This is a genomic window from Perlucidibaca piscinae DSM 21586 (assembly GCF_000420045.1).
Lineage (GTDB): Bacteria > Pseudomonadota > Gammaproteobacteria > Pseudomonadales > Moraxellaceae > Perlucidibaca > Perlucidibaca piscinae.
On the sequence record NZ_ATUE01000007.1, the window covers coordinates 332,944 to 352,998 of the forward strand.

General features: G+C 65.9%; 22 protein-coding genes. 13 read left to right on the forward strand and 9 right to left on the reverse strand.

The features are described 5' to 3' along the window. The first annotated feature begins 1 nt into the window (after position 1). From F595_RS13555 to F595_RS13560, 3 genes are read left to right on the forward strand one after another with little or no spacing between them, the layout of a single operon-like run. Positions 2-466, forward strand: coding sequence for an acyl-CoA thioesterase (locus F595_RS13555; RefSeq protein WP_022956548.1), 465 nt, complete (start codon positions 2-4; stop codon positions 464-466). Between the two features lie 37 nt (positions 467-503). After that, positions 504-1,328, forward strand: coding sequence for an undecaprenyl-diphosphate phosphatase (locus F595_RS0109055; protein WP_022956549.1), 825 nt, complete (start codon positions 504-506; stop codon positions 1,326-1,328). A 4-nt stretch (positions 1,329-1,332) separates the two neighbouring features. Continuing rightward, a complete protein-coding gene (locus F595_RS13560; RefSeq protein WP_022956550.1) occupies positions 1,333-2,187 on the forward strand; it encodes a class I SAM-dependent methyltransferase in 855 nt (284 codons plus the stop codon). On the opposite strand, the gene F595_RS0109065 is transcribed toward F595_RS13560, so the two are convergent. Together F595_RS0109065 and plsB are read right to left on the reverse strand one after the other, a co-directional pair. Further along, positions 2,151-2,555, reverse strand: a complete 405-nt coding sequence (locus tag F595_RS0109065) for a hypothetical protein (protein ID WP_022956551.1) — start codon at positions 2,553-2,555, stop codon at positions 2,151-2,153. The genes F595_RS13560 and F595_RS0109065 overlap by 37 nt on opposite strands. A gap of 1 nt (position 2,556) precedes the next feature. After that, positions 2,557-5,085 (reverse strand): glycerol-3-phosphate 1-O-acyltransferase PlsB, encoded by a 2,529-nt coding sequence (plsB, locus tag F595_RS13565; protein ID WP_022956552.1) that lies wholly within the window; start codon positions 5,083-5,085, stop codon positions 2,557-2,559. A gap of 158 nt (positions 5,086-5,243) precedes the next feature. Between plsB and tesB the strand changes: the two genes are divergently transcribed. Then, on the forward strand, positions 5,244-6,113 hold the full coding sequence (gene tesB / locus F595_RS0109075; RefSeq protein WP_022956553.1) for an acyl-CoA thioesterase II: 870 nt from the start codon (positions 5,244-5,246) through the stop codon (positions 6,111-6,113). A 4-nt stretch (positions 6,114-6,117) separates the two neighbouring features. Here tesB and F595_RS13570 read toward each other — a convergent pair whose 3' ends face one another. Continuing rightward, a complete protein-coding gene (locus tag F595_RS13570; protein ID WP_022956554.1) occupies positions 6,118-7,326 on the reverse strand; it encodes a patatin-like phospholipase family protein in 1,209 nt (402 codons plus the stop codon). 223 nt (positions 7,327-7,549) lie between these two features. Here F595_RS13570 and F595_RS0109085 point away from each other — a divergent pair, with 223 nt between their 5' ends. Continuing rightward, positions 7,550-8,485 (forward strand): FecCD family ABC transporter permease, encoded by a 936-nt coding sequence (locus F595_RS0109085; RefSeq protein WP_022956555.1) that lies wholly within the window; start codon positions 7,550-7,552, stop codon positions 8,483-8,485. Further along, positions 8,482-9,264 carry an ATP-binding cassette domain-containing protein gene (locus F595_RS13575; protein ID WP_156873850.1) on the forward strand — a complete coding sequence of 261 codons (783 nt, stop codon included), beginning with the start codon at positions 8,482-8,484 and terminating at the stop codon, positions 9,262-9,264. Before F595_RS0109085 ends, F595_RS13575 begins: the two co-directional genes overlap by 4 nt. Before the next feature lie 30 nt (positions 9,265-9,294). On the opposite strand, the gene F595_RS0109095 is transcribed toward F595_RS13575, so the two are convergent. Continuing rightward, positions 9,295-10,158, reverse strand: a complete 864-nt coding sequence (locus F595_RS0109095; protein WP_022956557.1) for a MaoC family dehydratase — start codon at positions 10,156-10,158, stop codon at positions 9,295-9,297. A gap of 73 nt (positions 10,159-10,231) precedes the next feature. Continuing rightward, on the reverse strand, positions 10,232-11,638 hold the full coding sequence (locus F595_RS0109100; protein ID WP_022956558.1) for a 3-oxoacyl-ACP reductase: 1,407 nt from the start codon (positions 11,636-11,638) through the stop codon (positions 10,232-10,234). A 265-nt stretch (positions 11,639-11,903) separates the two neighbouring features. On the opposite strand from F595_RS0109100, the gene F595_RS0109105 reads away from it, so the two are divergent. Continuing rightward, on the forward strand, positions 11,904-13,181 hold the full coding sequence (locus tag F595_RS0109105) for an acetyl-CoA C-acetyltransferase (RefSeq protein WP_022956559.1): 1,278 nt from the start codon (positions 11,904-11,906) through the stop codon (positions 13,179-13,181). Positions 13,182-13,297: 116 nt separating this feature from the next. On the opposite strand, the gene F595_RS0109110 is transcribed toward F595_RS0109105, so the two are convergent. Then, complete coding sequence (locus tag F595_RS0109110; RefSeq protein WP_022956560.1) at positions 13,298-13,870, reverse strand: hypothetical protein; 573 nt, start codon at positions 13,868-13,870, stop codon at positions 13,298-13,300. A gap of 18 nt (positions 13,871-13,888) precedes the next feature. Beyond that, entirely contained in the window at positions 13,889-14,380 is a 492-nt protein-coding gene (locus F595_RS0109115) for a hypothetical protein (protein WP_022956561.1), read from the reverse strand. Between the two features lie 91 nt (positions 14,381-14,471). On the opposite strand from F595_RS0109115, the gene F595_RS14240 reads away from it, so the two are divergent. Genes F595_RS14240 through F595_RS0109130 form a run of 3 tightly spaced genes read left to right on the forward strand, consistent with a single transcriptional unit; the run spans position 14,472 to position 17,028 of the window. Then, positions 14,472-15,242, forward strand: coding sequence for a helix-turn-helix transcriptional regulator (locus F595_RS14240; RefSeq protein WP_084682912.1), 771 nt, complete (start codon positions 14,472-14,474; stop codon positions 15,240-15,242). Further along, complete coding sequence (locus F595_RS0109125; protein WP_084682913.1) at positions 15,239-16,567, forward strand: sensor histidine kinase; 1,329 nt, start codon at positions 15,239-15,241, stop codon at positions 16,565-16,567. Before F595_RS14240 ends, F595_RS0109125 begins: the two co-directional genes overlap by 4 nt. Continuing rightward, positions 16,564-17,028, forward strand: coding sequence for a response regulator (locus F595_RS0109130; RefSeq protein WP_022956564.1), 465 nt, complete (start codon positions 16,564-16,566; stop codon positions 17,026-17,028). Before F595_RS0109125 ends, F595_RS0109130 begins: the two co-directional genes overlap by 4 nt. A gap of 24 nt (positions 17,029-17,052) precedes the next feature. Here the strand turns inward: F595_RS0109130 and F595_RS0109135 are convergent, their stop codons facing one another. Both F595_RS0109135 and F595_RS0109140 read right to left on the reverse strand, forming a co-directional pair. Beyond that, complete coding sequence (locus F595_RS0109135) at positions 17,053-17,772, reverse strand: FKBP-type peptidyl-prolyl cis-trans isomerase (protein WP_022956565.1); 720 nt, start codon at positions 17,770-17,772, stop codon at positions 17,053-17,055. Continuing rightward, positions 17,769-18,671, reverse strand: a complete 903-nt coding sequence (locus tag F595_RS0109140; RefSeq protein ID WP_022956566.1) for an NAD(P)-dependent oxidoreductase — start codon at positions 18,669-18,671, stop codon at positions 17,769-17,771. Before F595_RS0109140 ends, F595_RS0109135 begins: the two co-directional genes overlap by 4 nt. A 221-nt stretch (positions 18,672-18,892) precedes the next feature. On the opposite strand from F595_RS0109140, the gene F595_RS13585 reads away from it, so the two are divergent. From F595_RS13585 to F595_RS0109155, 3 genes are all read left to right on the forward strand, one after another. Next, positions 18,893-19,123, forward strand: a complete 231-nt coding sequence (locus F595_RS13585; protein ID WP_022956567.1) for a (2Fe-2S)-binding protein — start codon at positions 18,893-18,895, stop codon at positions 19,121-19,123. A gap of 48 nt (positions 19,124-19,171) precedes the next feature. Further along, the gene (gene bfr, locus F595_RS0109150; RefSeq protein ID WP_022956568.1) at positions 19,172-19,645 is read left to right on the forward strand and encodes a bacterioferritin; all 474 of its coding nucleotides are present in this window, start codon (positions 19,172-19,174) and stop codon (positions 19,643-19,645) included. A gap of 172 nt (positions 19,646-19,817) precedes the next feature. After that, on the forward strand, positions 19,818-20,055 hold a 238-nt coding region (locus tag F595_RS0109155; protein WP_022956569.1), incomplete at its 3' end, for a helix-turn-helix domain-containing protein.

Genomic DNA, 20,055 nt, shown 5'->3' on the forward strand with positions numbered 1-20,055 from the left:
CATGAGCCTTTCTTCCGAACCGGTCTGGGACTATCCCTGCCCGCATACGCTGGATGTGCAGGTGGCCCCGGAGCACATCGACGTCATGCGCCACACCAACAACGTGGTCTACCTGCAGTGGCTGGAAGACGTGGCCTGGTCGCATTCACGCGCGCTCGGCCTGGGGCCGGCGGAGTACGAGGCGCTGGGGCACGGCATGGTGGTGCGGCAGCATCAGCTCAATTACCTGCATGCCACCCGTCTCGGCGAGCGTCTGCGCCTGGCAACCTGGCTCACCGCCGTCGACAGGCTGTCGACGTACCGCGTGTATCAGTTCGTGCGACTGGATGACGGCGTTACCGTGTTTCGCGGCAGCACCCATTTCGTCTGCGTCGACATCGCCGAAGGGCGCTTGCGCCGCATGCCCTCCGCCTTTCATGCCGCCTATGCCGCCGCTGCCCTGCCAGCCGCCGACACGGCGCTCTGACCACCATCACCACCCCTGACCACTAGGACGACAAGACATGGATTGGATGCTGTACCTGCAAGCCTTCGTGATGGGGGTGGTCGAAGGCCTGACCGAGTTCCTGCCGGTGTCCAGCACCGGTCACCTGATCGTCGCTGCCGAGCTCATGGACTTCTGGACGCCGCAGAAGCGCATCGTGTTCGAGATCGCCATCCAGCTCGGCGCCATCCTCGCGGTGTGCTGGGACTATCGTGCCAAGCTGACGGATGTCACCCGCGGCCTGTTCCAGCGCGATGCCGGCTCCTGGCGCTTCAGCATCAACATCCTGGTGGCCTTTCTGCCGGCCATGGTCATCGGTTTCTTCGCCATCGACTTCATCAAGGGGCATCTGTTCAACCCGCTGGTGGTGGCGACCGCGCTGATCCTGGGTGGCGTGCTGATTCTCTGGGCCGAGCGTCGTGATCATGTGGTGCGGGTTGCCGAGCTTGATGACCTGCGCTGGCAGGATGCGCTCAAGGTCGGCTTTGCCCAGTGCCTGGCCATGGTGCCCGGCACCTCGCGCTCGGGTGCCACCATCATCGGGGGCCTGTTCTTCGGCCTGTCGCGCAAGACCGCTGCCGAGTTCTCCTTCTTCCTGGCCATCCCGACCATGGTGGCGGCCACGGTGTATTCCGTGGCCCGGCGCTGGGACCAGTTCCTGCTGGTTGATCTGCCGGTGTTCGCCATCGGCTTCGTGACCGCCTTCCTGGTCGCGGCCTGGGTGGTCAAGGCGCTGGTGCGCTTCGTTTCCAACCACGGCTTCACGGTGTTCGCCTGGTATCGCATCGCCTTCGGCCTGTTCATCTGGCTGAGCGCCAGCAGCGGTCTGGTGCAGTGGAGCTGACACGATGATGCCGGCGGCGCCGTTGTGGCTGGTGGTTGCTGACACGGTCAGCGCCGCGCAGCGCGAGCGCTGGCAGCAGGCAGTCGGGGCCGAACGGGTCGAGTCGCTGCCATCCCGGCGCGAGCTGTCGCGCCGGGATGACTGGCCGCAGCTGCTGCTGTGGGGCGACGAGGAGGGCCTGGCGCTGCAGGCGCTGGCGCACCCGTTGCCGGGACCGGTGCGTGTCGACTTCGTGTCCGGTGCGCTGGCCTGGCGTACCCGTCCCGGCGTCAGTGCCGCCGGCGAAATGGTGGGCAAGGCCTGTGGTGCCCGCAAGGGTGCGACACCCCGGGTCGTCGACGCCACGGCCGGGCTGGGGCGCGATGCCTGGATTCTGGCCACCCTGGGTTGCGAGGTCACGCTGTGCGAGCGCTCGCCGGTGATTGCGGCCCTGCTTGCCGATGGTCTGGCGCGTGCCGCCGCCGTGCCGGAGCTGGCAGCGACCGTCGCGCGCATGACACTGCTGCCGGGTGACAGCGTTAGTCATCTGCAGGACTGGCTGGCTGACGAACAGCGCACCCGACCCGAGGTGGTCTATCTCGACCCCATGTTTCCGCATCGCGACAAGTCAGCACAGGTCAAGCAGGACATGCGGCTGTTTCGTGATGTGGTGGGTGCCGATCCCGATGCCGATGCCCTGCTGCCGCTGGCACGGGCGCTGGCAAGTCGTCGCGTGGTGGTGAAGCGGCCACGGCTGGCGCCGGATCTGGCCGGCCAGGCTCCGCATCAGCGCATGATCGGACAGAGCAACCGCTTTGATCTCTATGCCCCGCAGGCACTGCCTCAGGGCGCGTCGCCCTCGCGCCAGGGCGGCGCCTGAGTACCGCTGATGGCACAGCCGGCGGCCTGACGATTGCCCGACTGCCATTCCGCCGTGTGCGTGAACAGGGCGCCTGACATCACGTCACGGCAGGGGCTTGCCCGCACCTCGAAACTGAACGGCCGGGACTGGTGGCTGCCTTGCCAGCGGGCGCCATTGGGCAGGGGCTGGTGGCGAGCCGCGATGGTGTCGCCGACCGGCTGATCGGGGGTTCTCAGCACCAGCACCTCATCCTGCACGGTGATCTGCCAGAACGGTTCCTGACCCACTGCCCAGTAGGCCTTGTCGCTGCCACCCATGCTGCTGCAACCGGCAAGCAGCACGAGCAGGGCGGCAGGCAATGCGTTGTTGACGAGTCTGCACGGCATGTCAGGCCACCTTGCTCTTGCGACGGGCATTGGCCTGTTCCAGGCTTTGCAGGGCGCAGGCGACTTCGTCGTCGGTGATCAGGGTGACCTGCAGGATGGCCTGGCGTATGCCGCCCGGCAGCAGCTCCATGGCCTCTTCGGCAATGCGCGTCAGGCGGCTGTCGAAGCAGAGCTTGCCGGCCTCTGACAGACGCACGATGCCCTGGTTCTTGAGCGTGTCCAGGAAGGTCTTGAACAGTGCCTTGTCGAAGAACTCCGGTGCGCTGAACTCCCGCAGCAGCGACAGGCGCTGGGCCAGCAGGTGGCAGAGCTCCTCGAGCTGCTGCTGGGTGAGCTGGTCACTGCCGCGCTGGTTCAGCACGGTGATGGTCATGTGGTAGCGCACCAGGGTCTGGCGCAGGGCACGGCTGAGAATGTGCAGGCGCGAGTGCTCGATGCTGCTGGGGTCGGGCGCTGCCCAGCGATCGCTGCCGGTCTGCTGGATCAGGCCCAGGCTGAACAGCGTGTCGAGGTAGCGGCGCACGATCTCTTCCAGCTCGTCATCCTGCCAGGCCAGGAACAGCTCGGCCTGCAGGAAGGCATACACCGAACGCACGCGATGCAGGGCTTCGCGCGTGGTCGCCGTGCGGCGCTGCAGGAACACGCCGGCGAGCAGCGACGGCAGGGCGAACAGGTGCAGGGTGTTGTTGCGGAAGTAGGTCATCAGCACCCCGTCTTCCTCATGCAGATAGAGCAGGTCGCCGAGCGGATGCGTGCGCCGCTGCAGGATCTTCAGCTCTTCGCCGTAGGCCACCATGGCCGGTCCGTCGAGATCGGTCACGGTGACATGCGCGCTGTAGGGCACCCCGGCCAGCAGCGACTTGCAGATCATCAGCTGTTCGCCGAGCTGCTCTTCGTCGATGGCGTGCTTGGGCGTCGACAGCAGCACCAGGCTGAGCAGGTTGATCGGGTTGACGTCGGCGGTGGCATTGATGCGGGTGCTGATGGTGCGGCCCAGATGCAGCGAGGTGCGGATGAACTCCGGACGCTCGTCGGCCTGCGGGTCTTCGCGCCAGCCCGGCAGATGCTCGTCGAGCACCTGGTTCAGGTAGATCGGCTCGCCGAAGCTCAGATTGACCTTGCCGAAGACCTTCTGCAGCTTGCGAATCGACATCACCAGTGCGAACAGGTTCTCCTTCTCCTTGGGCTTGCCCTGCAGTTCGCCGATGTAGGTGCTGCCCTCCATCAGCTTCTCGTAGCCGATGTAGGTGGGAATGAACACCAGCGGGCGGTGGTTGTCGCGCAGGTGGCTGCGCAGGGTCATGTTGATCATGCCGAGCTTGGCCGAGAGCAGGCGTCCGGTGCGGCTGCGCCCCCCTTCGACGAAATACTCGATGGGAAAGCCGCGGCTCATGATCTGGTGCAGGTACTCGTTGAACACGGCGCCGTAGAGGAAGTTGTCCTTGAAGGTGCGGCGCAGGAAGAAGGCGCCGCCACGACGCAGGATGCCACCCACCACCGGCATGTTGAGGTTGGCGCCAGCGGCGATGTGCGGCGGCATCAGGCCGCGCGTGAAGATCACGTAGGACAGCAGCAGGTAGTCGATGTGGCTGCGGTGGCTGGGCACGTAGATGACTTCGTGATCCTTGGCCAGGGTCTCGACGCCTTCGAAGTGGTGCACGGTGACGCCGTTGTAGAGGCGGGTCCACAGCCAGTTCAGGAAGATGCGCAGGGCATTGACCACCGGGTAGGAGTAGTCGGAGGCGATCTCGTTGGCATAGAGGCGGGCACGGGCTTCGGCCTTCTCGCGGCTGATGCCGCGCTCCGCGACCTCGCGGGCGATGTTTTCCTGCACGACATCTGCACGAATGATCTCGTTGAGCAGGGTGCGACGGTGCGACATGTCCGGACCGATGGCGGCGGTGCGTTCACGACGGAAGTGCACGCGCAGCACGCGCGAGACCTTGCGCAGCACGCGCTCGTGATCGGTGTCGGGCTGGCAGAACTGGCGCAGCGACAGCGGCGCGTTGATGCGCATCATGGTCTGGCGGCCATGCACGATAATGGTGATGATCTGGCGCAGCAGGGTGGGGGTGGCCCAGGAGTCGGCGAACAGGGCCTTGAACCAGCTGTTCTGGGTTTCCGGCGAGCGCCCCCAGAGGATGGTCACCGGTACCAGCTGCACGTCCAGTGTCGGATCGGCGTATACGGCCTCGATCAGCGCCGCGAGGCGAGGCGAGTGCTGGTGGCGTGGCCGGGACAGCGGTCCGGGCTGTTCGCCGCGGGTAAGGCAGAGCAGGGAGTGCTTCTCGCGCAGACCGAAGCTGCGCATCGAGCTCAGCGGACGGTGCAGGCCGAGCTTGCCGGCTTCGGTGTCCAGCACCAGCACGTTCGACAGCAGGCGGTTCTGCAGCACGTAGCAAATGGGCTTGTCGGGATCTATGCCCAGCAGCGTGAGGTCGTTGGGCAGGACCTGGGTGCGAACCCAGAGATACATGAGACGACGGGAGATCGCGCGGAAGATACTGTCCAACCCAAGCCAGCGAAGCATATGAATATCCTGAAGCAGACAAGTGACCGACAGCGACCTCAAGGCGGACAGCTGGTCCGTGGCCGGTCGGGTTGAGCGGAGTGTAACAAAAGGCTGACAATTGCCGTGCAGTCTTCCATCGGTGAGATTGCACCGACGGTATCTCATGAGGAGTTCGCATGACCGGGGTGATCAAGGAGTTGCTGGCGTTGCTCGATCTGGAGCCGCTGGAAGTGAATCTGTTCCGTGGCCAGAGCTACAACTATTTCGGCAAGAACGCCTTTGGCGGCCAGGTGCTGGGCCAGGCCCTGGTGGCGGCCGGTCGCACTGTCGAGAACGGGCACCTGGCGCACTCGCTGCACGCCTATTTCCTGCGGCCTGGTGATCCCGAGGCGCCCATCGTGTACAGCGTCGAGCGTGTGCGTGACGGTCGCAGCTTCACCACGCGCACGGTCAAGGCGGTGCAGCACGGCGAGATCATCTTCACCATGATGGCTTCGTTTGCCGTCGCCGAGGATGGCTTCGATCACCAGTTCCCCATGCCCGAGGCGCCGGCCCCGGAGACCCTGGAAAGCGAGCTTGATCTGCGTCGCCGCCTCGCCCTGCAGCTGCCCGAATCGCAGCGGCATTACCTGGAGATGGAGCGGCCCATCGAGCTGCGCCCTGTCGACCCGCTCGATCCAATGAACCTGGAAGCGCGCGAACCGTTCCGGGCGCACTGGATGCGCGCCCAGGACCGGCTGCCGGACGACCCTTTCCTGCACCAGTGCGTGCTTGCCTTCGCCTCCGATTTCGCCTTCATGGGCACCGCCATGCTGCCGCACAAGGCGCATTTCTTTCAGCCCTGGATGCAGTGCGCCAGCATCGACCATGCCATGTGGTTCCACCGTCCCTTCCGCATCGACGACTGGCTGCTGTACAGCATGGATGCCCCGTCGGCGTCGTCGGCCAAGGGCCTCAATCGCGGCCTGATCCATACTCGGGACGGCGTGCTGGTGGCATCGACGGCGCAGGAAGGCCTGATGCGTCAGCGTCCTCGCAAGGCCTGACGGCTCAGGCTTTGCGGAAGGAGATGATGTTGCTGGGCGGCGCCAGCTCCGGCCGCAGGAAGTCGCGCAGCTCGACCTCGCGCGCCTTGGCCTCGCGGTAGCCCAGGTCCATCAGGGCCTGGGTGTAGGGGGACTCGAAAAGCAGGTAGCTGAGCAGGTTGGAACCGGCCTTCTTGAACATGCCCGAGCCGCGCACGAAATAGCTGATCGAGCGTGGCAGGGTGTGGGCATGACGCGCCGCGAGCTCCTCGATCTCGGTGGCTTCGGGCATCAGCACCAGCGACTTCACCGGTTTCAGCTGCGCATGCTGGTGGCCTTCGCGTTCGAGCAGGCTGAGCGTGCGGTTGATGCGGTGCATGCGCTCCAGGTCCATCTCTAGGCTGTCGACAAAGGAACTGGTCATGATGTGGCCGATGATCTGCGCCAGGCTGGGGTAGCCCGGGGTCGCCCGTCGCGGCTGGCCGCCCTGATTGGAGCCGGCGCCGATGACCAGCACCCGTCGCGCCCCCAGATGCAGTGCCGGGCTGATCGGTGCAAGCTGGCGCAGGGCGCCGTCACCGTAGTATTCGCCATCGATGTTCACCGCCGGAAACAGCAGCGGAATCGCTGCCGAGGCCATCAGGTGCGGCACGCCGAGTTCGCAGCGTTCCCCGCGCCGGCGCGAGCGCGACCATTCCTCGAGATTGTCGGCACCCTGGAAGAAGCTGACCGAGTCGCCTCGCGTATAGCTGCACATGGTCAGGCACAGGGCGCGCAGGTGGCCGGCGTGGATGGAGGCGGGCAGGCGCTTGAGGTCCAGGGTCTGGCTGAGCAGCTGCTGCAGCGGGCTGTTGTCGAGCAGGGACACCGGACGGGTCTTGTTGAACATGCCCAGCGCGAGGTTGCTGAGCCAGCGCAGGGCACTGGAGAGCACGCCTGGCCAGTCGGTGCGATAGACCTGCGAGCTGTCGAAGCCGGCCCAGACGCTGCGCAGGCGGTCCACGCCCTCGCTGAAGCAGGCGGCATGCACGGCCAGCGCGGTGGCATTGAGCGCCCCGGCAGAGGTGCCGCAGATGATGGGAAAGGGATTGCCGCAGGCGGTGGGCATCATGTCGGCGATGGCTTGCAGGGCACCGACCTGGTAGGCGGCACGTGCGCCGCCACCGGACAGGATCAGGGCGGTGCTGCCATGCTCCGGATGGGGTTCCTGCGAGTGTGCGTGCGGCTCGAGCATGACCAGTCTCCCAGCGTGCAACCACGATGCCGCAGTCCTGCTGCGACAGGCTTGATTAAACTGTCTACCTGTTTCCTGTCGCTGACAAGTGAGCGTCTGACGTATGGCTGTGCAGTTTTTGTGCAGCCTGTAACGGCCTGTACCCGTGTCGCTGGACGCGATGGTGACGGCCTCCTATCCTGAGTCCTGATCAGGGGATGCAGGCAACATGAGTGCGGCTGGAATGTGGCAGAGGCAGGCGGTTCCGCTGAGTGTGCTGGCGACGGCGCTGCTGGCCTGGTGGGCCCTGGTGGTGACGCTGCCCGATGGCGAGATGGGCCGCACCATCCTGCTCGAGCTCAGGCTGCCGCGCGTGGTGCTGGCGCTGGTCTCCGGCGCCGCCCTGGCCCTGGCCGGACTGTGGCTGCAAACGCTGTTTCGTCATGGTCTGGTCGAACCCGGCCTGCTCGGCGTGACCTCGGGTGCCAGCCTGATGGCCGTACTGACCCTCGTGCTGCTGCAGGGCTGGGTCTGGGCGCTGCCTCTGGGCGCCTTCGCCGGCGCCATGCTGGCACTGGCACTGGTGCTGGCGCTGGCCCGACATTACCGGCTAGAGCCGGAATCATTGCTGCTGGCCGGCATTGCCCTGAATGCGGTGATGGCCGCGACCACCCAGCTGCTGCTCATGCTGTCTGCCGATGTCACCCTGCGTGCCGGCAGCTTCTGGCTCATGGGCAGCTTCTCCTACGCCGACTGGCACAGCCTGCTGCCGACACTGGGGCTGGTCATTCTGCTGCTGCTCTGGGGCCTGCGTCGTGCCAGCGCCTTTGACCTCTGGCTGCTCGGCGAGCGCGATGCCGGCCATCTCGGCCTGCCGGTGCCGAGGTTCCGGCGCCAAGTCATCTGGGCCAGCGCCGTGCTGGTGGCGCTGGTGGTGGCGCAGGCCGGCAGCGTGGCCTTCATCGGTCTGATGGCGCCGCATCTGGCCGCCCGCCTGGTGGGGCAGCGCCATGCCGTGCTGATGCCGGTGACGGTCTGGATTGGCGCACTGCTGGCGCTGTTCGCCGATACCCTGGCGCAACGCCTGATGGCACCGCTGGAGCTGCCGGTGGGTGTGGTCACGGCCTTGCTGGGCGGGCCGGCCTTCCTGTTCCTGCTGCAGCGTCGGTGGCGCTCATGATGCATATCCCGGCACAGGCGCTGCAGGGGCTGCAGGGCGAGGCCCTGTGTCAGCTGCCGGAACTGCTGCTGCGGCCGGGCGAGCGCTGGGTGGTGCTGGGTCCCAACGGCGCCGGCAAGTCCACCTTTCTGCGTCATTGCGCCGGTCATCCCGCGGGCACGCCGCGCACAGCGACATGGCGCTGGATGGGGCAGCCGCTGCCGCTCTGGCATGACCCCGACTGGGCACGCCAGCGTGCCGTGCTGTCACAGCAGCACGAGGTCAGCGGGCAGCTCAGCGTGCACGACATGCTTTGTCTGGCGTCCTTCCCGTGGTCCGGGCGACATCCCCGGCTGGTCACGGCCTTCGAGCGCGTGGTGGCGGACTGGGAGCTGGGCAGGCTGCTGTCGCGACGCTGGGGGCAGCTGTCCGGCGGTGAGCAGCAGCGTCTGCAGCTGGCGCGCAATGCCTTGCAGCTGGATCTGGCGGGTGACGACGCGCCACGCCTGTGGCTGCTTGACGAGCCGTTGACGGCCCTCGACTGGCCGCATCAGCAGCGCACGCTGACGGCCTGTCATGAGGCCTCGGCGCGCGGTGTGCTGGTGATCACCAGCCTGCATGACATGAATGCCGCCTGGTCGCTGGCCACCCATGTGCTGGTGCTGGCACAGGGACGTGTCATCCATGCCGGAGAGCGGGAGCAGGGGAGTTTTGCCGAGGCGCTGGCCGAGGCGTTCGCCATGCGGCTCAGCTGGGTCGCCCACCCGAGGGATGGGCGACCCTGGCTGATTCCGGGCTGACGCCGTGCCGGCGCGCCCGGTGCAGCAGACTCAGAGTGCGCTGACCACGCCGCTGAGGTGCGGACGGCCCTTGCGCGCGTCATTGACGCTGAAGGTCATGCCGTCGGCGGTTTCATCCGAGCTGAACGCGACCTTGGCCGGCAGCAGCACCGGCAGCTTGAACTGCACATCGACGCTGTAGGCGGCCGGCAGGCGGCTTTCGATGGCGGCCAGGCAGGCGGCCTTGGTCCACATGCCGTGGGCGATGGCGCGCGGGAAACCGAGCAGCTTGGCGGTGGCGGCATACAGGTGGATCGGATTGCGGTCACCCGAAACGGCACCGTAGCGGCGCCCGATGTCGCCCGGGATCTGCCAGAAGGCACTGGCCTTGGGCTTCTCGGCGGCGACCTTGGCCGGGCGCTCGGCACGCGCAGGCTTGTCGGTCTTGGGCACGGGCTGGCGACGCAGGTAGGTGCTGACGCCAACCCAGACCTTTTCGCTGCCGACAAAGGCTTCGCTGATCAGATCGAAGGTCACGCCCTTGTCGTGCGGCTGCAGATTGCCCACGGTGGTGCTGAAGCGCAGGGTTTCACCGGCACGCACCGGGCGCAGCTGCTCGATGCGGTTGCGCACATGCACCAGGCCCATCAGGGCATAGGGGAAGCTGGCATCGGTCATCAGCAGCATCTGCAGTGGGAAGGTGAGAATGTGCAGATAGGTCGACGGCACCGTTTCGCGCAGCGGGAAGCCGCAGACGCGGTTGTAGTCGGCGAGGTGGGCGCGATCAATGCTGTGCGACTTCAGCACCAGGGTCAGATCCGGCAGCGTGCCGTTCTTCTTGGTTAGACCGCCGACCACGGCCTTGGCATACAGGCCCAGCGCGCCGGGCAGGGTGTCCAGTTCACGTACTGTCATGGAGTGTCTTCCTGATAAAGGCAGAACCGGCGGACACCTGTCGATGTCCGCCGGTTCGGGAGCCGCGAGGAGATCAGGCGCCGATCAGGCTCTGACCGCAGACGCGGACGATGTTGTTGTTGACCGCCGAGGAGGCCGGGTTGGCGAACCAGGCGATGGTTTCGGCGACGTCGACCGGCAGACCGCCTTGCGACATCGAGTTCATGCGGCGACCGGCTTCGCGGATGGCGAACGGAATGGCAGCGGTCATCTGGGTTTCGATGAAGCCCGGAGCCACGGCATTGATGGTGATGCCCTTGGCCTGCAGCGCCGGCACCGAGCTGTTGACCAGGCCGATGACGCCGGCCTTGGACACGGCGTAGTTGGTCTGGCCCATGTTGCCGGCGATGCCCGAGATCGACGACACGCAGATGACGCGACCGTTCGGACGGATCACGTTCTGTGCCAGCAGCTCGTCATTGATGCGCTCTTCGGAGGACAGGTTGATGTTGATCACCATGTTCCAGAGCTGTTCCTTCATGTTGGCCAGGGTCTTGTCGCGGGTGACGCCGGCGTTGTGCACGATGATGTCGAGACCGCCGTGAGCGTTCTTGCAGTGCTCGGCGATGCGGCCCGGGGCCTCGGCCGAGGTGATGTCCAGGGCCAGCACGGAGCCGCCGATCTCGCCGGCGACCTGGTGCAGGTCGGCTTCCTGCTGCGGCACGTCCAGGCAGATCACGTGAGCGCCGTCACGGGCCAGGGTGTGGGCGATGGCGGCACCGATGCCACGCGAGGCGCCGGTGACCAGGGCCACCTTGCCGTTCAGCGGGCGGTTCCAGTCCGGGGTCTCGCCGGCGATGCCGGTATTGCTCAGGCGCACGACCTGACCCGACACATAGGCCGACTTCGGCGAGATGAAGAAGCGCAGGCTGGATTCCAGGCCCTGTTCGGCACCCGGCGCCACATAGATGAGCTGGGCGTTGCAGCCCTTCTTCACTTCCTTGGCGATGGCGCGCACGAAGCCTTCGAGGGCGCGCTGGGCGGTGGCATGCTTGGGGTTGTCGAGCAGCTCGGGGGTGCGGCCGATGACGATGATGCGACCGCTGAAGGCGATCTTGCGGATCACCGGGCTGAAGAAGCTGTGCAGGGCGATGAGGTCGTCCGAGCGGGTGATGCCGGAGGCATCGAACACCAGCGCCTTGAACTTCTGCTTGTCTTCGGCCGACGCGGCATAGGCCTGGATGGACAGGTTGGCGGCAGCGGCGGCGGCGTGCACGCCGCTGTCGAAGTTGGCGAATACGTTGGCCTTGAACTTGCCGAGGATGCCGGCGATGGTGGTGGTCAGATCGCTGCCGGCGGCGGCGCCGAGCAGTACGTCGCCGCTGACCACGGGCTTGCCTTCCTCATGGCGTTCCAGCGGCTGGGGTGCCGGCAGGCCGAGGTTCTTGGCGACCATCTGACCGACGGGCGAGTTGATGAAATCCAGATAACGATCGCTCATGATGCACTGTCCTTGATGACTCGAAATTCGCGCTAGGTCTGTCCGTTCAGGACAGACGGGGGTGGTGCGGAGCCTAGTCAATTTGCGCGCGCTTGGCGAGCGCTAGGCGATAGGGGCGACGAAGCGCTACCATGCCGCAACCTGCAGCCTAGCAAATCCCTTTCGTCGGACAGTTTGCCGTGGGCCGTCGGTACATCTGCATTTCGGCCAATGCCATGTCCATGACTTGTGCTAGCTTGCCTGCCATCATCACAGGAGACTCCTCATGACCACTCTTCGCCGCGTTGCCATCGTCGGTGCCAACCGCATTCCGTTCGCCCGCTCCAACAGCGTCTACGCCACCGCCTCCAACGAAGACATGCTCACCGCTGCCCTCGACGGTCTGGTCGAACGCTGCAACCTCGGCGGCAAGCGCATTGGCGAAGTGGTCGCCGGTGCCGTTCTCAAGCACAGCCGTGACTTCAACCTGACCCGCGAATGCGTGCTCAGCACCGCCCTCGACCCGCAAACCACGGCCTATGACATCCAGCAGGCCTGCGGCACCGGTCTCGAAGCCGCCATCCTGGTCGCCAACAAGATCGCTGTCGGCCAGATCGAGTCCGGCATTGCCGGCGGCGTCGACACCACCTCCGACGCGCCCATCGGCCTCAGCGACGGCATCCGCAGCCTGCTGCTCGAAGTCAATCGCGGCAAGACCGTGGGTGACAAGCTGAAGACCCTCGCCAAGCTGCGCCCGGGTCACATCGGCCTCGAAGTGCCGCGCAACGGCGAGCCGCGCACCGGCCTGGCCATGGGCGACCATGCTGCCATCACCGCTGCCGAGTGGGCCATCAAGCGTGAAGACCAGGATGCCCTGGCCGTCGCCAGCCACCACAAGCTGGCCGCTGCCTACGAGCGCGGCTTCTTCAACGACCTGATGACCCCGTACCTGGGCCTGAAGCGTGACCAGAACCTGCGTCCGGATTCCAACATCGAGAAGCTGGCCACCCTCAAGCCCTGCTTTGGCGATCGCGAAACCGGCACCATGACCGCCGCCAACTCGACCCCGCTGACCGACGGCGCCTCGGTGGTGCTGCTGGCCTCGGAAGACTGGGCCAAGGCCAACGGTCTGCCCATCCTGGCGTACTTCATTGATGGCGAAGTGGCCTCGGTCGATTTCGTGCACAAGAAGGAAGGCCTGCTGATGGCGCCGGCCTACGCCGTGCCGCGTCTGCTCGCCCGTCGCGGCCTGACCCTGCAGGACTTCGACTACTACGAAATCCATGAGGCCTTTGCCTCGCAGGTGCTGGCAACCCTGGCTGCCTGGGAAGACCCCAAGTTCTGCAAGGAGCGTCTGGGTCTCGATGCCCCGCTGGGTTCCATCGATCGCAGCAAGCTCAACGTCAACGGCTCCTCGCTGGCTGCCGGTCACCCGTTTGCCGCCACCGGTGGCCGCATCATCGGTACCCTGGCCAAGATCCTCAACGAGAAGGGCTCGGGCCGTGGCCTGATCTCGATCTGCGCCGCCGGCGGTCAAGGCGTCGTGGCCATCCTCGAGAAGTAAGTGCCGCTGGCCGGGGCAGGGTTCGCCACTGCCCCGAATGTGCGGTTGCCATGAAAAAGCCCGGTCAAATGACCGGGCTTTTTCATGCGTGAGCACTGGCCGGCAGCCGGCCGGGCTCACTTGCCCTTGGCAGGGGCAGGCGGCGGCACTTCCAGCGAGGAGTGGTGCATGACCATGCGGATCGTGCCGTCGTCGTCCTTGCGGAAGCCCCAGCTCTTGTCGACGCTGGTGATCTTGCCGTTCTTGTCGGTGAAGTGCACCTTGCCCATGCTCACCGCCGTCTTGCCGAACAGGTAGATGGCGATGTTCTGGATGTCGACATTGCGCCAGCCCTTGAGCGCGAAGCCGGTATCGTTGGGGTACTTCGGGTTGCCGCCGACGAAGTACGACAGGGCGCCTTCCCGATCGGTACGGAAGGTTTGCGGCGCGCTGGTCAGCGTCGGTTTGAACAGCACCGGGCCATAGCTGTAGTCGTAGGTCGAGTCGATGACCTTTTCAGCCACGGCCTTGGCGGCGGCATGCCCCTTGGCGTCGTAGGCCGTGCTGATCTCGACCAGGCCCTTCTCCCATTGACGCTGGGACGACAGGACTTCCTCTTCGGTGATGTTCAGCGAGATCACCTGCTGGGCATGCACCAGGGGAGCGCCGACCAGCAAGGCGGTGGCAATCAGGGAATTCAACGGTTTCATGACGTATCTCCTCAGGGGTCAGATGGTGTTGCCGGTGGGGTTGATGCGAAGCTCGATGCGAACCCGTTCACGGGTCTCGATGTCGAAGCCGTTGTCGACGCGAACCTGCTCCGTGCGCGTCTGGAAGTTGCAGTTGCCCGTTGCCTGCTGGCGTCGTGACGTCATGCCCAGGAACTGGCGGGTCTGCACGGTGGCGCAGACGACCTCGCTGCCGTCAGCGGCATAGATCACCGCGTTGCGGTCCGGGGCATAGCGGAGTCCCGGCACCGTCACGCGCTTGACGGCCAGCGGGTCATCGTCACCGCGCTTGAAGACCAGGTTGGTCCAGGCCCGGTTGAGTTCGGCATTGATGCCGAAGTGGTGCTTCTCGTTGAAGGCCACCGTGGCTGGCCCGTCATAGACCGTGATGGTGCGCGCCGACGCGGCATCGGCCAGCGCTGCGGAGGCGGGCAGGGAGAGCAGGCCTGCAAGCAGAAACCGCCGGATCGGCGGGGGAATGTCGCGCATCATGAACCTCCTCGTTGTTCGCTTCACGGAAGGCATCATGTCCTGCTAAAAGCTCCTGAAGATCTGCTGAGCGACAGACCGGGGAGTACGTCATATGACAGAGGATGCAAGATCCGCCAGCCGTATCCTTGAGCAACGGCAGGCACTGCGGGAACAGCATGTGGTCAACGATGGCAGGCAGTTGCTGGGCGGCCTGGCGACCTGTCTTCGTCGCCAGTCGCTGGAGGAGGCGGGAGACGCCGCCCTGCGGCTGCTGTCCGGGTTTCTCGGCGCGTCAGCCTCCGGACTGTTCCGCTTCCAGGCGGGCCGGCTCACCGCCGTGGCCACGCTCGGAGCGACCATGCCGCCAGGAACCCGGCTGCCGGTGCGCGGCCTGCTTCAGGGGCTGTTGCAGCCTTCCGCGCGCCCGCTGCTGCTGACCGAGGTGAGCCAGCCCTGGCTGCAGCGCGACGGTCACGCCGGCTACGAGTATTTCCTGCCCCTGGTGGCGCGGGAACAGGTCACGGGGCTGCTGGTGCTGGCCGGACCGCCGTCGGCACCGGTGCTGTCCGTCTCGGACCAGGACTGGCTGGATGTGCTGGCGCCGTTCCTGGCGGCCGCCTGGCAGGAACAGGTCAGCGGACGTGCCGGTCGCCTGCCGGAGCGCTGGCGCAAGGAGCTGGAGCAGCTGACGCCGCGCGAACGTGAAGTCATGTCCCTGCTGCCGAGAGGCTGCAGCAACCAGCGCATTGCCGAGCAGCTGGGCATCAAGGAGGGAACGGTGAAGACCCACATCGAGCACATTCTCGCCAAGCTGCGTCTCGAGGACCGGGCGCATGCGGCCGCGCGTGCCGTCGAGTTGCGCCTCGGAGATACCGGATCATGAGGTGGCGCGTGCCCTTGCGCCTGGTGCTGGTGATCGTGCCGGTGCTGATGCTGATTGCCGCCATGCTGTCGGTGCTGTGGGCTGCCCGTTCCGCAGCGCAGGCCGAGCAGAACGTGCGCCAGGGTCTGCAGGTGCTGGCCGGCATTCATGCCGTGCATGCCCAGCTCGCTGAAGGCGCCAGCGGCATTCGCGGCTATCTGCTGACCCGGGACGAGCGCTTCCTGCAACCCTGGCACCGGGCCCAGCAGGAGCTGCCGCAACGTCTCCAGCGCCTGCGCGAGCGCGTCATCGACCCGGTCCAGACGCGTCAGGTCGAGATCATCACCCGCCTGGTGGAGATCAAGCTCGACAACCTCGGCACCTTGCGCGAGCGTGCCCGCGTTGCCCGCGAGACCCAGCTGCTGCCGTTGCTGCAGGACAACAAGCGCGTGCTGGATGACCTGCGCGCGCAGATCCGTGACATGGAGCAGCGCGAACACCAGATCATTGCCGAACGTGTCGCGCTCAGTGATCAGGTCCGCGAGCGCCAGCAGATCATCACCCTGATCGCCGTGCTGGTGGTGCTGATCAGTGTCGCCTCGGCCAGTCTGCTGTGGTGGCGAAGCCAGCGTGCCGAGCAGGACCGGCGTGCGCTGGAGGCTGCCAGCCAGGCGCGTACCGACACCCTGTCCCGGATCAGCCACGAGCTCCGCACGCCGCTCAACGCCATTCTCGGCTTCGGCCAGCTCATGCAGCGTGACGCCCTGTCCGACCCGTCGCGCCGCAACCTTCGCCACATGCTGGACAGTGCCGATCACCTGCTGCACCTGGTTGACGACGTGCTGCAGCTGACCCGCTCCGCGCGCGAGGCTGAAGGCATGCGCTGGTCCCGCGTCGACATGGCGGCATTACTGCGGGACGCCGTGAGCTTCATCCAGGCTGCCGAGCAGATCCCGGTCGCGGACTGGCATCTCGAGCTGCCGGCATCGGCCTGGGTGCTGGCTGACAACCAGCGCTTGCGCCAGGTGCTGCTCAACGTGCTGCACAATGCCGCCAAGTTCAATCGCCCGGGCGGGCAGATCCGCATTCGCCTGGCGGCACTGGCGGACAGCGTGCAGCTGACCGTCGAGGACGAGGGGCCGGGCATTCCCGCCAGCCGCCGCGACCAGTTGTTCCAGCCCTTCGAGCGGCTGGATTCGCAGAAGCCCGGCACCGGTCTCGGGCTGGTCATCAGCCGTCAGTGGATGCAGGCCATGGGGGGAGACATCCACTGCGACGAGCCCGCCGGCAAGGGCGCCTGCTTCCGTCTGCACCTGCCGCGCCACCAGGAGGACACGCCGTCATGACACACGAACAGGACATCCTGCAGTCACGCATTCTCATCGTTGATGACGAGCCGCTGAACGTCGAGCTGCTGGAGCAGATCCTGGCCCAGGAGGGCTTCCAGTCCGTGCTCGGACTGACCGCGCCGACCCGCGTGCTGGAGATGATTCCGCGCTACCAGCCGGATGTCATCCTGCTCGATCTGCGCATGCCCGACATGGACGGCTACACCATCCTGTCGCGCCTGCAGACCCTGAAGGTCGAGGGCGAGTACCTGCCGGTGATCGTGCTTACCGCCGATGTCAGCCGCGAGGCCCGGCACCGGGCGCTGGCGCTGGGTGCGCACGATTTCCTGACCAAACCCTTCGATGTGGTCGAGGTCGTGCTTCGGGTATGGAATCTGCTGGAGACGCGGCAGCTGCACCAGCGCCTGCGCACGCTGGCCGGACCGCAACCCGTGCCGCGCCGCCCGAACTGGGGCTGAGGCGCGGCAGGGCGGGGAGGGGGCTTACTTCTCGATGCCGAGCAGCTCGACCTCGAACACCAGGGTCTCGTTGGGGCCGATCTTGCCGCCCGAACCCTGCTCGCCGTAGGCCAGGTTGCTGGGGATGGTGAACTTGTACTTGCTGCCCACGGTCATCAGCTGGACGCCTTCGGTCCAGCCCGGAATCACGCGATCCAGCGGGAAGCTGGCGGGCTGGCCGCGCTCCACCGAGCTGTCGAAGACCTCGCCGTTGATCAGGGTGCCGTGGTAGTGCACGGTGACCGTGTCAGTGGCGCGCGGGCGTTCGCCGGTGGCGGCTTTCAGCACCTCGTACTGGAGGCCGCTGGGGGTGGTGATCACGCCGGGCTTGCGGCCGTTGTCCTCGAGGAACTTGCGACCGCTGTCCGAGGCGGTGCCAGCCTTGGCCTGCATTTCCTTCATGCGCTTGGCCTGCAGGGTCTGCAGGGTCGACGCCTTGATCTTTTCCATGTCCTCGTCGCTCATGGCCAGCTTGGTGTCGGCGAGCGCTTCGGTGAGGCCGCGCTGCAGGGCGGCATGATCGACATCGTCGCCGATGGCGGTCAGCGAGCGGCCGATCTCGACGCCGACGGCATAGCTGAACTTCTGCTGATCGGTATCGATGGCGGCATCAGTGCTCACCGGGGACTTGTCGCAGGCGGCAAGCAGCAGGGCGGCGGCGAGCGGGGTCAGGCGCAGCCAGTGGCGGGAGACAGACAGCATCATGAGGGGTTTCCTGGTGGTGTGTGATCGGGGGTCTGCGCCTGCAGGGCCTTGAGCAGGCTGGAGGTGTCCCAGCGTCCGCCGCCCAGCGCCTGCACAGCGCGGTAACAGTCGTTGACGTGCTCGGTGCCGGGCAGGGACAGGCCCAGGCCGGCGGCCTCGGCGAGCACGATATCAAGGTCCTTGCGCATCCAGTCGACGGCAAAGCCGTGGTCGTACTGGTCGGCGATCATGGTGGCGTGACGGTTGATCAGTTGCCAGGACGATCCGGCGCCCTGGCCGACCAGCGCCATGACCTGGGCCACGTCGAGGCCGGCGCGCTGCGCGAAATGCATGCCTTCGGACAGCCCCTGCAGGACGCCGGCGACACAGATCTGGTTGACCATCTTGGCCAGCTGGCCACTGCCGGACGGGCCGACATGGGCCTGGGCGCGGGCATAGGCGGCCAGCACCGGTGCGGCCCTGGCCACATCGCTGTCGCTGCCGCCACAGAAGATGCTGAGCTGACCGTTGATGGCACCTTGCTGGCCGCCACTGACCGGCGCATCGACGAAGCCGCAGCCGGCCTCCTGCAACATGGCAGCCAGGCGACGCGAGAGGGTTGCCGAGACCGTGGAGTGATCAATCAGCAGGCTGCCCGGGCGCAGGCCGGCGAGGATGCCATCCGGCCCCAGCACAACGGACTCCAGATCGTCATCGCGCCCGACACAGGTCAGCACGATGCTGGCCGAGCGCGCGGCGTCGGCAGGGGACGTAGCCGGTTGGCCGCCATGTTGTGCGCACCAGGCATCCGCCTTGGCGCGTGTGCGGTTCCAGACCTGCACGCGATGACCGGCACGCTGCAGATGACCCGCCATGGGATAGCCCATGACGCCCAGACCCAGGAATGCCACTTCGGTCATGCGTGTGCACCTTCTTGCGCCAGCAGCTTGTATGAAGTGGCCAAGACTACCGCGAAACCGGCGCTGCCGGCAGCCTGTATTGCAGGAGGCCGCCGCGATTCCGGCGCAAGGTTGCAAATGATAACGAATCTTGTTTAGAATCTGATCACGGGGTTCGGCATGGTGCGCAATCAGCGCCGGTCGGGCTCGCCATGAATTGCTGCCATCGAGGTCATCGCGCCATGTACGTCTGCCTGTGTCACGGGGTCACCGAGCGTCACATCCGCAACGCCGCTGCCGAGGGCGTGCCCAGCTTCGAGGCGCTGCAGGAGAAGACCGGACTGTCGAGCTGCTGCGGTGCCTGCCGCGATCATGCCGAAGCCACCTGGCAGCAGGCGCTGGTTTCCGAAGGCGCACAGCAGATGCCACGCATGGCCACCTCGGCCGTGCGCCAGTGGTCGCCCTGGTCCTGAACCACGTGCTATAACGGGATCATCCTCTCGCGCCCTGGAGATCCCGACATGAAAGGCGACAAGACCATCATCGGTCTGCTCAACCAGCAGCTCAAGAACGAGCTGACTGCCATCAACCAGTACTTTCTGCATGCCCGCATCTATCGCCACTGGGGCTTCGAGCGTCTGGCGAAGAAGGAATATGACGAATCCATCGGCGAGATGAAGCATGCCGATGCCCTCATCGAGCGCATCCTCATGCTCGACGGCCTGCCCAATCTGCAGGATCTGCACAAGCTGATGATCGGCGAGACGGTGCCGGAAATGCTGGCGGCCGATCTCGGTCTGGAGCGGGCCGCGCAGGCCACGGTTCGTGATGGCATCACTGCTGCCGAGGCGGCGCGTGACTACGTCAGCCGGGATCTGCTGCTGACCATTCTGGAAGATACCGAAGAGCACATTGACTGGCTGGAAACCCAGCTCGAGCTGGTCGAGAAGCTGGGCCTGCCCAACTACCTGCAGAGCCAGACCACGCTCTCCTGAGGCCTGCATGCGGGTGTGCACGAGGCGCAGGCATCTATTGCGCAGGGTACCTGCGGCATCGCCAGCGCCACCACCCAGACATGAAAAAGCCCGCGTGAAGCGGGCTTTTTCATGCTCAGTGTCTCGTCCTGAATAAGGTTGACACTTTCCATGCTGTTTTCAGGAGAGTGCGATGAATGCTGAGGTGAAGCGGACGCAGGGGGATTACTCGCTGGCTTTTAAACTCGCCGTTGTCGAGCAGGTTGAAAAAGGCGAACTGAGTTACAAGCAGGCGCAGGTGCGCTACGGTATCCAGGGGCGGTCGACGGTTCTGGTCTGGTTGCGCAAGCATGGGCGACAGGACTGGCAGGGTGGATTGACCGCCAGACCCTATCGGATGCCCGCCATGTTAGACCCTTTGCCGATGACGC